The organism is Bradyrhizobium sp. ma5, from assembly GCF_042258955.1.
Lineage (GTDB): Bacteria > Pseudomonadota > Alphaproteobacteria > Rhizobiales > Xanthobacteraceae > Bradyrhizobium.
In genome coordinates this window covers 937,393-952,082 of record NZ_CP170156.1, presented here as the reverse complement: position 1 = coordinate 952,082, position 14,690 = coordinate 937,393, and the positions used below count along the sequence as shown (strand labels likewise).

14 protein-coding genes are annotated in these 14,690 nt (G+C 65.4%); 7 read left to right on the top strand and 7 right to left on the bottom strand.

What is annotated here, in order from left to right; translation table 11 throughout:
- Nucleotides 1–140: 140 nt before the first annotated feature.
- The 4 genes from ACE103_RS04365 to ACE103_RS04350 form a co-directional block, all read right to left on the bottom strand.
- Nucleotides 141–1,091, bottom strand: coding sequence for an electron transfer flavoprotein subunit alpha/FixB family protein (locus ACE103_RS04365; RefSeq protein ID WP_375778460.1), 951 nt, complete (start codon nucleotides 1,089–1,091; stop codon nucleotides 141–143).
- Nucleotides 1,091–1,840, bottom strand: a complete 750-nt coding sequence (locus ACE103_RS04360) for an electron transfer flavoprotein subunit beta/FixA family protein (RefSeq protein WP_342726232.1) — start codon at nucleotides 1,838–1,840, stop codon at nucleotides 1,091–1,093. Before ACE103_RS04360 ends, ACE103_RS04365 begins: the two co-directional genes overlap by 1 nt.
- Nucleotides 1,841–1,957: 117 nt before the next feature.
- Entirely contained in the window at nucleotides 1,958–2,530 is a 573-nt protein-coding gene (locus ACE103_RS04355) for a cob(I)yrinic acid a,c-diamide adenosyltransferase (protein ID WP_375778459.1), read from the bottom strand.
- Between the two features lie 50 nt (nucleotides 2,531–2,580).
- Nucleotides 2,581–2,775, bottom strand: a complete 195-nt coding sequence (locus ACE103_RS04350) for a twin transmembrane helix small protein (protein ID WP_097673957.1) — start codon at nucleotides 2,773–2,775, stop codon at nucleotides 2,581–2,583.
- Between the two features lie 166 nt (nucleotides 2,776–2,941).
- Between ACE103_RS04350 and ACE103_RS04345 the strand changes: the two genes are divergently transcribed.
- Nucleotides 2,942–3,802, top strand: coding sequence for a YihY/virulence factor BrkB family protein (locus ACE103_RS04345; RefSeq protein WP_375781007.1), 861 nt, complete (start codon nucleotides 2,942–2,944; stop codon nucleotides 3,800–3,802).
- On the opposite strand, the gene ACE103_RS04340 is transcribed toward ACE103_RS04345, so the two are convergent.
- Together ACE103_RS04340 and gluQRS are read right to left on the bottom strand one after the other, a co-directional pair.
- Nucleotides 3,729–5,024, bottom strand: coding sequence for an ATP-binding protein (locus tag ACE103_RS04340; RefSeq protein WP_375778458.1), 1,296 nt, complete (start codon nucleotides 5,022–5,024; stop codon nucleotides 3,729–3,731). The genes ACE103_RS04345 and ACE103_RS04340 overlap by 74 nt on opposite strands.
- Nucleotides 5,025–5,351: 327 nt before the next feature.
- Nucleotides 5,352–6,221 carry a tRNA glutamyl-Q(34) synthetase GluQRS gene (gene gluQRS, locus ACE103_RS04335; protein WP_375781006.1) on the bottom strand — a complete coding sequence of 290 codons (870 nt, stop codon included), beginning with the start codon at nucleotides 6,219–6,221 and terminating at the stop codon, nucleotides 5,352–5,354.
- A 200-nt stretch (nucleotides 6,222–6,421) separates the two neighbouring features.
- On the opposite strand from gluQRS, the gene ACE103_RS04330 reads away from it, so the two are divergent.
- Together ACE103_RS04330 and ACE103_RS04325 are read left to right on the top strand one after the other, a co-directional pair.
- A complete protein-coding gene (locus ACE103_RS04330; protein WP_223974432.1) occupies nucleotides 6,422–7,075 on the top strand; it encodes a DNA-3-methyladenine glycosylase in 654 nt (217 codons plus the stop codon).
- 142 nt (nucleotides 7,076–7,217) lie between these two features.
- Nucleotides 7,218–8,807, top strand: coding sequence for a glycosyl hydrolase family 17 protein (locus ACE103_RS04325; protein ID WP_375781005.1), 1,590 nt, complete (start codon nucleotides 7,218–7,220; stop codon nucleotides 8,805–8,807).
- Between the two features lie 111 nt (nucleotides 8,808–8,918).
- Here ACE103_RS04325 and ACE103_RS04320 read toward each other — a convergent pair whose 3' ends face one another.
- Nucleotides 8,919–9,806, bottom strand: a complete 888-nt coding sequence (locus tag ACE103_RS04320) for a LysR family transcriptional regulator (protein WP_375781004.1) — start codon at nucleotides 9,804–9,806, stop codon at nucleotides 8,919–8,921.
- Nucleotides 9,807–9,978: 172 nt separating this feature from the next.
- Between ACE103_RS04320 and ACE103_RS04315 the strand changes: the two genes are divergently transcribed.
- The 4 genes from ACE103_RS04315 (at nucleotide 9,979) to ACE103_RS04300 (ending at nucleotide 14,591) form a co-directional block, all read left to right on the top strand.
- Entirely contained in the window at nucleotides 9,979–10,953 is a 975-nt protein-coding gene (locus ACE103_RS04315) for a nitronate monooxygenase family protein (protein ID WP_223974243.1), read from the top strand.
- 33 nt (nucleotides 10,954–10,986) lie between these two features.
- Entirely contained in the window at nucleotides 10,987–11,820 is an 834-nt protein-coding gene (locus ACE103_RS04310) for an alpha/beta hydrolase (RefSeq protein WP_375778457.1), read from the top strand.
- Between the two features lie 64 nt (nucleotides 11,821–11,884).
- Nucleotides 11,885–13,402, top strand: a complete 1,518-nt coding sequence (locus tag ACE103_RS04305) for an acyl-CoA synthetase (protein WP_375778456.1) — start codon at nucleotides 11,885–11,887, stop codon at nucleotides 13,400–13,402.
- Between the two features lie 103 nt (nucleotides 13,403–13,505).
- Complete coding sequence (locus ACE103_RS04300; protein WP_375778455.1) at nucleotides 13,506–14,591, top strand: DUF2855 family protein; 1,086 nt, start codon at nucleotides 13,506–13,508, stop codon at nucleotides 14,589–14,591.
- Nucleotides 14,592–14,690 lie beyond the last annotated feature (99 nt).

The following is a 14,690-nucleotide window of genomic DNA, read 5'->3' as shown; positions in this document are numbered from 1 at the left end:
CATGATGTGATTGCAGGCAATCACACCCCGATCCCATTTCCCCTGTCGGGCATGATCCTTCCGGAAAACCGTTTCCGGATCATTGCCTCGAAAATAACAACACCGGCCGGAGCTTAGCCACCCGGCCGGTGTCTTGTCGCTTACTTTCCGAGCTTGCCGAGTGCTTCGGTCAGCTCCGGAACCGCCTGGTAGAGGTCGGCGACCAGGCCGTAATCGGCGACCTGGAAGATCGGTGCGTCCTCATCCTTGTTGATGGCGACGATCACCTTGGAGTCCTTCATGCCGGCCAGATGCTGGATCGCGCCGGAAATGCCGACCGCGACATAGAGTTCCGGGGCCACCACCTTGCCGGTCTGGCCGACCTGCCAGTCGTTCGGCGCATAGCCGGCATCGACCGCGGCGCGCGAGGCGCCGACGCCGGCGCCGAGCTTGTCGGCGAGCGGCTCGATGTATTTGGCGAAGTTCTCGCGGCTCTGCATGGCGCGGCCACCCGAGACGATGATCTTGGCCGAGGTCAGTTCCGGACGGTCGCTCTTGGCGACTTCCTCGCCGACGAACGTCGACAGACCCGGATCGGCGGCGGATGCGGCGTTCTCGATCGCGGCGCCGCCGCCTTCACCGGCTGCGGCGAAGGTCGAGGTGCGGACCGTGATGACCTTCTTGGCGTCCTTCGACTTCACGGTCTGGATCGCGTTGCCGGCATAGATCGGCCGCTCATACGTGTCGGGCGCGACGACCTTGATGATCTCGGAAACCTGCATGACGTCGAGCAGCGCTGCGACGCGCGGCATCACGTTCTTGAAGCGCGAGGTCGCGGGCGCGACGAAGGCGTCATAGCCAGGCGCCAGCGCGACGATCAGCGCAGCCAGCGGCTCGGCAAGGTCGTGCTCATAGGCCGGACCTTCGGCCACCAGCACCTTGCTGACCCCGGCAAGCTTGGCGGCCGCTTCCGCCGCCGCCTTGGTGCCCTGGCCGCCACCGGCAACCAGCACATGGACCTCGCCGCCGAGCTGGCTCGCCGCGGTCAACGCCTTGTTGGTCGAGTCCTTCAGGGTCTCGTGGTCGTGTTCGGCAATCAACAGCGTCGTCATCAGAGAACCCCGGCTTCGGTCTTGAGCTTGTTCACGAGTTCGGCGACGTCCTTGACCTTGACGCCCGCCTTGCGGCCTGCCGGTTCCGCGGTCTTCAGCACTTCGAGACGCGGCGTCACATCGACGCCGTAGTCAGCGACGCTCTTGTCGTCGATGGGCTTCTTCTTCGCCTTCATGATGTTGGGCAGCGACGCGTAGCGCGGCTCGTTGAGGCGCAGGTCGGTGGTGACGATCGCCGGGCCCTTGAGCTTGATGGTCTGCAGGCCACCGTCGACTTCGCGCGTGACCTTGAAGTCAGAACCATCGACCTCGAGCTTCGAGGCAAAGGTCGCCTGCGACCAACCGAGCAGCGCGGCCAGCATCTGGCCGGTCTGATTGCTATCGTCGTCGATCGCCTGCTTGCCGAGGATGACGAGGCCAGGCTGCTCCGCCTCGACCACCGCCTTGAGGATCTTGGCGACCGCGAGCGGTTCGACATTGCCTTCGGCCTTGACGAGGATGCCGCGGTCGGCGCCCATCGCAAGCCCGGTGCGAATGGTCTCGGAAGCCTGCGCCGGTCCGATCGACACCACCACCACCTCGGTCGCCTTGCCGGCTTCCTTCAGCCGCAGCGCTTCCTCGACGGCGATTTCGTCGAACGGGTTCATCGACATCTTGACGTTGGCGAGCTCAACGCCCGATCCATCGCTCTTGACGCGGACCTTGACGTTGTAGTCGACGACCCGCTTTACCGGCACAAGAACCTTCATCGATCCTCTTTCGCTTTGATTTTATGGGTTTCGGTTGGCTGGCGCGGAACCTAAAGGTCCCGTACCCCCCGGTCAACGCGGCAAAGCCAAAAAACCGTCCCCCGGTTTTGAACCAGTTTAGCGGTTCTGGCCCGGCACCCACAACACGTCACCCGCCCCTTTATTGTTCTGGAAGCGGCTGGCGACGAACAGGAAATCCGACAGTCGGTTCATATACTGGATGCCAGCGGAATTGACCGTCTCGTCCGGCCGGGCAGCGAGTTCCACCATGATCCGTTCCGCGCGGCGACATATCGTCCGGGCGAGATGCAGATATGCAGAAGCCGGCGTGCCGCCGGGCAGCACGAACGAGGTCAGGGGCGCAAGCTGGTCGTTCAGGCTGTCGATGTCGCGCTCCAGCCGCTCGACCTGGCTCGCCAGCATCCGCAGACGCTCAGCCTTGCCCTCGCGCTCGGGCACTGCAAGGTCGGCGCCGAGATCGAACAGATCGTTCTGGATCCGGCCGAGCATCGCATCGACCTCGGGACTGTCGGCCAGATGCAGCCGCACCACGCCGATCGCGGCGTTGGCCTCGTCGACAGTGCCATAGGCGGCAACCCGCAGATCGCATTTCGGCCGCCGCTCGCCGGTGCCGAGCGCAGTGGTGCCGTCATCGCCGGTGCGCGTATAGATCCGATTGAGAACGACCATGGCCGTGATCTCCTAAGGTTTGCGCATCGCGCACGTCGCTCGAAACCGCCCTACCGCCCCATCGCCCAGACCGCGAGCATCGCGATGACGATGGCGACGAACTGCAGCAGCACGCGCAGCCGCATCAGCTTCTGCGATGTGTTCGGCGAGCCGCCCTTCATCATGTTGACGAGGCCGAGCAGGAGCACCAGCGCGACGGCGCCGACGGCGATGGGGAGAATGATCGTGCTGAGGACAGATGTCATCTGCGGTACATAACACCGCAGGACGCGGACTTCCACACAGGCGGCGCATGCAACCAACTGGCTTTTCACCGCGTAATATCAGATGCTGGGCCCGTCCTCGGACCGAGCGGTTATCGACAATGCCGGGTGGAATGTGAAGCAGCTTCGTTACGTCTACGACGTCGTGATGGATGCCTTTTACACGTTCCTCGCCGATGACGGCTGGGCGATCGCGAGCCACATCGCGCTGTCGACCCTGATGGCATTGTTTCCGTTCCTGATCGTGCTGACGTCGGTGGCCGGCTTCTTCGGCTCCAAGGAGCTTGCCGACCAGGCCGTCGGTTTACTGCTCCAGGTCTGGCCGCAGCAGGTCGCCGAGGCGCTGTCCGGCCAGATCCACGACGTGCTGACCAACACCCGCGGCGACATCCTGACCATCGGCGCGGTGCTCGCGGTCTACTTCGCCTCCAACGGCGTCGAGGCGCTGCGGGTGGCGCTGAACCGCGCCTATGCCGTGATCGAGCCGCGGCGCTGGTACTGGCTGCGGCTGGAATCGATCGGCTACACGCTGGTCGCGGCGTTCACCTCGCTTGCGATGGCGTTCCTGATCGTGCTCGGCCCGCTGATCATCGAGGCGGCGCGGCGCTATATCCCGTTCTTCGTCGAATCCAACGAGAGCCTGCTCAACACCGCCCGTTACGGCATCACGGTGCTGGCCCTGGTCGTCGCGCTCTTCATCCTGCACGCCTGGCTGCCGGCGGGCCGCCGCGGCTTCACGCAGATCCTGCCCGGCATCATCTTCACCATAGTGGCCTCGCTGATCTCGGGCATCGGCTTCGGCATGTATCTGGCGCGCTTCGCCAACAACTACGTCACGATGTATGCGGGGCTCGCCTCGGTGGTGATCGCGCTGGTGTTCCTGTATTTCATCGCCGCGATCTTCGTGTTCGGCGGCGAGCTGAACGCGGCGATCATCAAGTCCCGTCTGCCGCGCGGCGTGCCGCTTCAAGCAGCGCAGTCGCGAGTGCCCGCGGAGAAACAGGCTTGACCAGGAAGGCGTCGGCGCCGGCGGCGCGCGCCGCGGCCTCGTCCTCGGCGCGACCGGAGATTCCGACGATCACGATGCGGCCGTGCGGCGGCGGCAGCGCGCGGATGCGCTTGATCGCCTCGACACCGCCGATGCCGGGCAGCACCATGTCCATCAGCACCGCGTCGAAGGCACCCTGCGCGACGCGATCGGGCGCGCCCTCGCCCTGACCGATGAATTCGGCATGGTGACCGAGCTCGGTCAGGATCGTGTTGAGCACGACGCGACCGAACGGATTGTCCTCGACGCTGAGCAGCCGCAGCCCCTGCGATGACGGCGTCGCCGCGCCTTCGCTCGAGGATGCGCCGACCGGTCCTGCGGCTGAAGCCAGCACCACGTTGAGCGTGAAGACGGCGCCGCCGCCCTTGCGCTGGGCCACGACGATGTCGCCCCCCATGGCGCGCGCGAGTTGCTCGACCGAGGAAAGGCCGAGCCCGGCGCCGCCGAACCGCGCGGCGATCGAGACATTGGCCTGCGAGAACGGCCGGAACAGGCGCTTGACCTCCGATAGCGTGAGACCGATGCCGCTGTCGGAGATCGCAAAGGCAACGCCGATCCTGCCGTCCGCCTTGCCCTTGACCAATCCCTTGGCCGATCCCTTGACCGCGCGCGCCGGCGCGACGTGCAGCTCGATGCTGCCCTGCTCGGTAAACTTGACGGCGTTGTCGATCAGGTTCTCCAGCGCCGCCCGCAGCCGGACGGGATCGCCGACCGCAAATGCCGGCAACTTGGCGGAGATCTCGACCGAGGCCCGCAATCCCTTGGCTGCGGCGCGGCCGGCCAGCGAATCGCCGGCATGGCGCGCCAGCGTGCGAAGGTCGAAGAAGTCCTGCCGGATCTCGAGCCCCGGCCCCTCGCTCCGGGCAGCATCGACGAACAGGGTCGCAAGGTTAGCCAGATGCTCGGCGCCGGCCTTGATGGTGTCGACCCAGCGCCGCTCGCGCTCGTCGAGATCCGACGTCGCGAGCAGGTTGCTGATTGCGAGGATTCCGGTCAGCGGGGTCCGGACCTCATGGGCAAAGGCGGCAAGCGCAGTCTCGACCATGCCGGGACCGGCCTTCGGCGCAGTTCGCTTACGGCCCGGCTTCGCGACCGTCTTGGTGACCGTCTTGGCGATGCGGGTCTTCGACGGCTCGCCCTTGGCTCGCCGCTTGCTGCGCCCTCCGCGCGATACTTTCGCCATGATCTCCGTGACCCCGCCCCGCGGGCAGCATGGCATGCCAGGAGCGGCAGAGTCACGGCGCCCTTTGGGTGAAGCCAAGGCAAGTCACGATGATGGTAACCAGTCCATCCACCCGCGGTACCTCACCCGCTTGCGGGCAGGGCTGTCGCACATGGCACTTGGCCGACAGCCATACGCGATAGCCTGCCGTCGCAGGGACGCGCCACCAAAATATCGAAAACAACCCCATGCAAAGTAGCCGGCGGCTACCGGCATTCGACTCGGCAACTTGACTCGTCGGGCAAATCAGCGGCATACTTCCATTATTCCGAAATCATGTGCAGCACGCTAGAGCAGGCCGACCATGCGGCGGATATCGCCCGGGCTGGCGCCCTCTGCCCGCAGCTCGCGCAGCCCGGTCGCCCGGGTCGATTTCGACAGCTTTTGGCCGGCAGCGTCCCGGATCAGCGTGTGGTGCCGGTAGGCCGGCACGGGCAGTCCAAGCAGCTCCTGCAACAGCCGATGCACGCTAGTCGACCAGAACAGGTCAACGCCCCTGACCACATCGGTGACGCCTTGCAGGGCGTCGTCGATCACGACCGAGAGATGGTAACTGGTTGGGGTCTCCTTGCGCGCCAGGATCACGTCGCCCCAGGCCTCCGGCCGGGCCGCCACGTTCCCGGTCTCGGCGGCCGGACCCTCGCCGGCCTCCTGCCAGCGCAGGCCACCGGTGCGCGCGCGTGCTGCCGCCATGTCGAGCCGCAGCGCGAACGGCCCGCCCTGCCCGATCAGCCGGTCGCGCTGCTCGGCCGGGAGCGATTTCGCGGTTCCCGGATAGAGCGGCGCGCCATCCGGATCGCGCGGCCACGCGCAGGCGGACTCGCGGTCCGCGACCAGCCGCGCGATCTCGGCGCGGCTTTCGAAGCTCGGATAGACCAGCCGCTCGGCCGACAAGCGCTCGATCGCCGCGCGATAGGCGGCAAAATGCTCCGACTGCCGCCGCACCGGGGTCTCCCAGGCGATGCCGAGCCAGGCCAGATCTTCATAGATCGCCTGCTCGAACTCGACCCGGCAGCGCGTCGCGTCGATGTCCTCGATCCGCAGCAGGAAGCGTCCGCCCGAATCGCGCGCCAGGTCGTAGTTGAGCAGCGCCGAATAGGCATGGCCGAGATGCAGGTAGCCGTTCGGACTCGGGGCAAAACGGAAAACGGGTGGCATGGTGTTCGATCGCACGTCATTGCCGGGCCGGACCCGGCGATCCTTGGTGGGCATGATCTTCGCGCAAACGCCTGGCGTTTGTCGCGAAGCAAAACCGGTTTCCACTTTTCCGGACCATGCGGCTGGACAAGACTCTGTTACGATAGGAGATGGATGCGCGGGTCAAGCCCGCGCATGACAAGCCGAATGCAGATCCCGCAATGCTGATCCATCTCGAAACCCAGGCCGACCTCGATGAGGCCATCCAGAAGCTGGTCGACCAGGATCGACGGCTGCGCCCGATCCTCGAACTGACCGGCATGCCGGCCATCCGGCAGCGCGAGCCGGGGTTTGCGGGACTTGCCGCGATCGTCTGCGGCCAGCAGTTGTCGACCGCGAGTGCTGCTGCGATCTGGGGCCGTGTCAGCCAGGCGTTCGACCCGTTCCACCATGATACGATTCGCAAGGCGCGCGCCGACCGGCTCGGCCGGCTCGGGCTCTCGGCGGCCAAGATCAAGACGCTGAAGCACATCGCGCGCGAGCTCGCCGAGGAGCGGCTGAACCTCGACGTGCTCGCCAACGAAGAGGCCGATGCCGCGCACAACACGCTGACCGCGCTGCCCGGGATCGGCCCGTGGACCGCCGACGTCTATCTCTTGTTCTGCCTCGGCCATGGCGATGCCTGGCCGGCGGGAGACCTCGCCGTGCAGGAAGCGGTCAAGGTCGGACTCGGGCTGAAGGAGCGGCCGACGCCGAAGCAGATGGCACCGCTCGCCGAGCCGTGGCGTCCGTTGCGCGGCGCCGCCGCGCATCTGTGGTGGGCCTATTATCGCGTGCTCAGGAATCGCGAAGGCGTGATCGCCGGCGCGAAGTAGGTCGTGGAGAAAACATTCCAACTGCGTGAACGCGTGATATAGCATCCGTAGACGAATACTTATTCACTTTGCCGGCCTCGCCCATTTTGCCCAGCACATCCTTCCAGCAAGGAGGACAGACCTGGTATCGCTTCGCATCCCACTGACGCTTCTCCTGATAACCCTCGGGGCTATCGCCGCGGCGTGGTGGTGGCTGGGCATCCCGGTCAGCCTGGTGCGCGCTCCGATCGATCCGAGCGATAAAGTCCAGTGCATCTCCTACGCTCCGTTCCGCAACAATCAGACATCACTTGCTCCCGCGACGCAGGTCACGCCGGAACAGATAGCAGAAGACCTCGCGCAACTCGCGAAGATATCCGACTGCATCCGCACCTATGCGACCGATCTCGGTCTCGACCAGATCCCCGGGCTCGCAGCCAAGGCCGGGCTGAAGGTCATTCAGGGCATTTTCATCGATCGAGACCGAAAGAAGAATGCAACGCAGGTCGAAACGGCGATCCGCCTCGCCAAGCAATATCCCGACACGATCATCGCGCTCGTGGTCGGCAACGAAGTTCTGCTGCGCAAGGAAATGGCGGCGTCCGACCTCGCTGCCATGATCCGCTCGATCAAGGCGCAGGTCAGCGTTCCCGTCACCTATGCCGACGTCTGGGAGTTCTGGCTGAGCAATCGCGAACTTGCTGACGTCGTCGACTTCATCACGATTCACATCCTGCCATACTGGGAGAATATCCCAATCCCCGCGGAACGTGCCGCCGCTCACGCTGACGAGATGCGCCGGCAGATCGCGGCGGTTTTTCCGGGCAAGGAAATCTTTATCGGAGAAGTAGGTTGGCCGAGCGAGGGGCGCATGCGCGAGTCCGCGCTGCCGTCGCGCGTCAATCAGGCACGCGTGGTCTCGGAGGTGCTCGACCTTGCCCGGCGCGAGCATTTCCGCGTCAATTTGTTCGAAGCGTACGATGAGGGATGGAAGCGCGAGATCGAAGGTACGGTCGGTGGCTCCTGGGGCCTGTTCGATTCTGAAGAACGCACGCTGAAATATCCGGCTGGAGTGCCGATCAGTAATTTTCCGTTCTGGAAACTGCAAATGTGCAGCGGAATGGCGCTGGCGATCCTGGTGTTCGGCGCGGCATGGCTGACCTTGCGCAAGCCGAGGGAGCCAAAGGAAGCAAGGCTCGTGTCATGGCTTGCGGTCACTCTCTCTGCGACCACAGCCGGAATCCTGTTCGGGGTCGCCGCGCAACGACTGGTCTATGAGAGCTACGGCACCGGAGGCTGGCTTGTGTGGGGCTCGCTTCTTGTGGCGGCAACGGCCTCGCCGGTGTTCGGCGCCAACGCCCTGATGTCGGGTCGCGCGCCGCCCAGCTTTGCCGAATTGCTGGGTCCGAAGGGCTACCACACTGAATCGATACTGGTGACGATGCACGGATTGGCCTTGATGGTCACCGCCGTGATCGGCACAGCGACCGCACTCGGCCTTATCTTCGACCCGCGCTTCATCGATTTTCCGTTCGCCCCCCTCACGATGGCGGCAGTGCCTTTTGCAACCTTGACGCTGCTCAATCCTCCCGGGAAGGGAAACCGCCCTCTCGCGGAATCGATGTTTGCCGGCATTTTCGTTGCAGCGGCAATCTACACTGGGCTCAACGAAGGGCCAGAGAACTGGCAGGCGCTGTGGACTTGCGCTGCCTTCATGTTGCTCGCGGCAACGTTATGGCGGGCCCGCGCCTGAAAATACGTACTAGAGCCATCTTCCGTTCCGATGGAATCGGAGCGGGCTCCAGATTTTCGTCTTGACGCGTTTTCTTGACGCGAACCGGTATCCACTTCGCTCGAGAACGCACTAACCGCGCAGCCTGATGCGGTCCTCGCGCGCGCAATCGGTGACGAAGCCGATGACGGCGCGCACCGAGGGAAGCTCGACCAGGTCGGGATGGGCGAGCAGCCAGAGATCGGAGAGGCTCGACAGCTTCTGCGGCGCGACCCGAACCAGATCGGGATAGTCGGCCCCGACCAGGCAGGACAGCGCGCAAATCCCGAGCCCGGCCCGCGCCGCCGCAAGCATGTCGCCCTGCGAGGAGCAGCGCATCACCAGCGTGCCCTGCCGCGTGATGACGTCGCTCCACCGCGCCAGCCGCGCATTCGAGGCCTGGTCGGCGAACCCGATCACGCTGTGCCCTCGCCACTCGTCCGGCCGCTCCGGCAGCTTGCGCCCGGCCGCATATCCGCGTGACGCATAGAAGCCGGCGCCGAGCCGTCCGATCTTGCGCCCGATCAGGTTCTCGTCTCCGGCATCGACCGGCCGCAGCACCACGTCGGCCTCGCGGCGCCGCACGCTCGCCGGAAACGGGTGGGTGATGATCTCGAGCTGGATGTTGGCGTGATCGCGCAGGAACGGCCCGAGGCGCGGCATCAGCCAATGCGCTGCCAGCGTCGCGCCGATCGACAGCTTCACGACGCCGCGGGCCTGCTCCCCGGTGGCGGACGCGGCCGCCTCCGCGCGCAGCGCCGCAGCCGCCATCACCTCGGTGTGCTCGCGGAACTTGCGGCCATGCGATGTCAGCGACAGGCCGTCATTCGAACGGGCGAACAGGCGAGTTCCGAGTTGCTTCTCCAGTGCCGCGACGTTGCGCCCGACGGTGGGGTGGCTGATGCGCAGCCGCCGCGCCGCGCCGGCGAAGCTGCGCGTCTCGGCCACCGCGACGAACGTCTTGCAAAGCTCCCAGTCCATGTTGCCGCCCGCGCCGTTGTTCATTTCTGGCCAATCAGCTGTTCAATATTGAACGTCATGACGCGGCCGTCCAGCCTTATATTGCCGCGCCAAGGGAGCCGCCGCTCCGGCCATCACAACAAATCGCGATCCGCCCCGGCACCGGCCGGGCGGCGCATGGAGGATCCGAACAATGTCGCTGCCCGCCTCGCTCGCCAACAGGCTCGAACTGCCGGTCGTCGGCTCGCCGCTGTTCATCGTCTCGGGGCCCGAGCTCGTGATCGCGCAGTGCAAGGCCGGCATCGTCGGCTCATTCCCGGCGCTCAACGCCCGCCCGGTCGAGAAGCTCGACGAATGGCTGACGCGGATCGAGAACGAGCTCGGCGAGTATCAGGCGCTGCATCCGGAGAAGAAGGTCGCTCCCTACGCGGTCAACCAGATCTGCCACGCCTCCAACGACCGGCTGATGCACGACATGGAAACCTGCGTGAAGCACAAGGTGCCCATCATCATCACCTCGCTGCGGCCGCCGTCCGAGATCGTCGAGGCCGCGCACTCCTACGGCGGCGTGGTGTTCCACGACGTCATCAACGTGAAGCACGCCCGCAAGGCGGCCGAGCAGGGCGTCGACGGATTGATCCTGGTCTGCGCCGGCGCGGGCGGCCATGCCGGCACGCTGTCGCCGTTCGCGCTGGTGCGCGAGGTCAAGCAATGGTTCAAGGGCACCATCCTGCTGTCGGGCGCGATCTCCGACGGCTGGAGCATCGCGTCCGCACTCGCGCTCGGCGCCGACCTCGCCTACGTCGGCACCCGCTTCATCGCAACCGAGGAAGCCAACGCCGACCTCAGGTACAAGCAGGCGCTGACCGAATATGCCGCGCACGACATCGTCTATTCGAATCTGTTCACCGGCGTGCACGGCAACTACCTCGGACCGTCGATCGCAGCCGCGGGCCTCGATCCCACCAACCTGCCGGTCGCCGACAAGACCAAGATGAATTTCGGCTCCGGCGGCAACACCAAAGCCAAGGCCTGGCGCGACATCTGGGGTTCGGGCCAGGGCATCGGCCAGATCACCGACGCCCCGCCGGTTGCCGAACTGGTGGCGCGGATGAAGGCCGAGCTTGCGCAGGCACGCGACAGCTTCACGACGCGGCTCAGCGCCTGATCGGCAATCCCTGATATCTCGCAGGAGAGCAGGATGAAGCGTCCGCTGTCATTGATCCTTCTCGCCCTGCTCACGACGATGTCCGGCATGGCACGGGCCGGCGACGGCCCGTGGGGCACGTTCGAGAAGAACACGCTCAATCCGGGCGAGGTGTCGCAGGCGACGCCGGCGGATGTCGGCCTGGCCTTCGAGCGCGTCGCAATACCGAGCCACGATCGCCGGCTCGACGGCTTCCTGGTGCATGCGGCCGCATCCTGCCAGGCGGCACCGGCGCTGCTGATCTTTCACGGCCGGGGCGAAACCGTCGCCGATTGGATCGCGGTGCAGAAATTCCTGCACGACAAATGTGTGTCCTCGCTGGTGTTCGACTATTCAGGGCACGGCCGGAGCAGCCCTCCCGGGACGATCGACAACATCAACGATGACAGCGTCGCGGCGCTCGACGCCTTCTTGAAGCTGTTTCCCGCCGACGGACGGCGCTGCCTGCTCAGCCACTCCCTCGGCGGCGGTCCATTGCTTTACGCGGCAACGCATAGTGACGCCAAACCGGACTGCATCATCGTAGCAAGCCCGTTCTCGTCGCTGCGCGATATCGCCATTCGAGGTGGCGCGCCCGAGCAGGCCATGCTCAAGCTGCCGGACGTCTGGAACAATGTCGACGCGGCGAGCCATGTGTCGATCCCCCTGCTTTGGGTTCACAGCCGATCGGACAAAACGATCCCTGTCGATCTCGGACAACGGGTCTATGATGCCAAGTCGGGGACGAAGACCTCCAGCGTGATCGATGGATTTGATCACAACGCGATCTACAAGGAGATGCCTGACGCGATCTGGTCACCGATCATCGCGTTTGCGAAGACCAAATGAGCGGCGCGGGCCGGAAACTAAGACCGAACACCGGCCGGGCGATCGCGAGGAAACGGAACGGAATATGATCATCAGCGGCGACAGACAGATCAGCTATAGCGACATTCACGCCCGCATCGCGCGGGCGGCGACCGGCTTCCGCGCGCTCGGCGTTCAGGGCGGCAAGCCGGTCGGCATGATGCTGCGCAACGATTTCGCGCTGTTCGAGGTGGTCGCAGCGTCAGCCGCACTCGGCAGTCCGGTGGTGCCGATCAACTGGCATCTGAAGGCCGACGAGGTCGCCTACATCCTGTCCGACAGCGGCGCCGACACGCTGGTCTGCCACGCCGACCTGCTGCCGCAGATCCGCGACGGGTTGCCGCCGGGGATCAAGCTATTGGTCGTGACGACGCCGCCGGAGATCGCCGCAGCCTATGGCGTGGCGCCGGAACTCACGCACGCGCCAGATGGCGTCGCCGACTGGGACCAATGGCGCGACACCCATGCGCCGCTGACCGACGCTCCGCTCGGCGCCGCGCCGATGTTCTATACCTCGGGCACGACCGGATTGCCGAAGGGCGTGCGGCGCAAGCCGATGCGTCCCGAGCAGCTGCCGGCGGCGGCCCGTATCGGTGCGCTCACCTACGGCGTCAAGCCTGACGAAGATCAGGTGATCCTGATGAATGGCCCGATGTACCATTCGGCGCCGCACTCCTATGGCATGCTCGCGTTCCGCAACGGCTGCGTGATCGTGCTCGAACCGCGCTTCGATCCCGAGGATCTGCTGCAACTGATCGAGCGTCACCGCGTCACCCATATGCATATGGTGCCGACCATGTTCGTGCGGCTGCTGCGCCTGCCGGAGGAGACGCGGCGCCGCTACGACCTGTCGTCGCTGCGCTTCATCGTGCACGGCGCGGCGCCCTGCCCGGTCGACGTCAAGCGCGCGATGATCGAGTGGTGGGGACCTGTCATCAATGAATATCTCGGCTCGACCGAGACCGGCATCCCGGTCTGGCATTCGTCGGCCGAGGCGCTGGCCAAGCCCGGCACTGTCGGCCGCGCCATCGAGGGCGGCATCGTCAAGATCTTCCGGCCCGACGGGACGCAATGCGACGTCGACGAGCCCGGCGAGATCTTCATGCGTCAGACGTTGATCTCGGACTTCGACTATCATGGTAAGGCCACGGCGCGTGCCGAGGCCGACCGCGAGGGCCTGATCAGCGTCGGCGATGTCGGCTATCTCGACGCCGACGGCTATCTGTTCCTGTGCGACCGCAAGCGCGACATGGTGATCTCGGGCGGCGTCAACATCTACCCCGCCGAGATCGAGAATACCCTGATCGGCATGGCGGGCGTCCGCGACTGCGCGGTGTTCGGCGTGCCCGACGACGAATATGGCGAGCGGCTGTTCGCCTGCGTCGAGCCGGAAGCGGGCAGCACGCTGTCGGTCGCGGCGATCCAGGATTTCCTGCGCGGGAAGCTCGCCAATTTCAAGGTGCCGAGGGACATCCGCTTCATGGACGCGCTGCCGCGCGAGGCCACCGGCAAGATCTTCAAGCGCAAGCTGCGCGACCTCTACCGCGAAGGACAGCTTCGTTGACCACGGCACAGTGAGGCGAACGGCGTTTGAAACTTAGTTGCTGTTGCAAAACGCCGGCGATCGACGCAACGATGCCGGCGCATCTGAAGCCGGGATCATCGCCATGAACGCCACTGATTTCATCGTCATCCGCAACGACCTGCAGCAATGCAAGGTGATCGAGACGCGATTGCCCGATGCCGCGGCGCTGCCGGCCGATGCGCTGCTGGTGAAAGTGACCCGCTTCGCCTTCACCGCCAACAACATCACCTACGCCGTGATCGGCGAGCAGCTGAAGTACTGGCACCTGTTCCCGGCGCCCGAGGGTTACGGCATCATCCCGGTGTGGGGCTTTGGCGAAGTGCTGGCCTCAAAACATCTGATGATCGCAGCCGGCGAAACGCTGTTCGGCTATTTCCCGATGGCGACCCATCTGGTGATCGAGGCGGCCGATGTCAGCAAGCGCGGACTGCGTGACGGCGCCGCGCACCGGCAGGAGGTCTCGCCGGTCTACAATGCCTATGCCCGCGTCTCCAACGATCCGAGCTATGCCGGCCAGCAGGGCGATTTCCGCGCGCTGCTGCTGCCCTTGTTCATGCTGTCGTTCCTGGTCGACGACGCCCTCGCCGAGAATGCGTTCTACGGCGCACGCCGCGTCATCTTGTCGTCGGCCTCGAGCAAGACCGCGTTCGGGCTCGCCCATCTGCTGCACAAACGAGGCATCCGGGTGATCGGGCTGACCTCGAAGGGCAATGTCGATTTCGTCACCTCGCTCGGCTGCTATGACGAGGTCGTCGCCTATGATCAGGTCACCGCGATCCCGGCGGCCGAGCCTGTCGCCTATGTCGACATGGCTGGCAACAGCGCGCTGCGCGAGGCCCTGCACCGGCACTTCGGTGCGCAGATGGTCTATTCCGGCCAGGTCGGGCTCACCCATCGCGCGAGCGAGCCGGATGAGCCGACGCTGCCCGGCGCCAAGCCGGTGTGGTTCTTCGCGCCCGACCAGATCCGCAAGCGCGCCAAGGAATGGGGTCCCGGCCGCATCGACCAACGTTTCGGCGCGGCATGGACTGAGCTCGTGCCGCACCTGCCCAACTGGCTCGATGTCGTCGAGCGGCGCGGCCCGGCCGCGGTGCGCGAGGCCTATCTCGATACCCTGCAGGGCCGCGTTCCGCCGGATCAAGGCCTGATCCTGTCGCTGGCCGAATAGGCGATATCCCGTCGCGCCCTTTCTGCGGCCTCGCCAATGGGTATAGGCTTGCGGGCAAGGGAACGCCGCCAAGAAGAACGTCACCAAGGGCGGCCGATG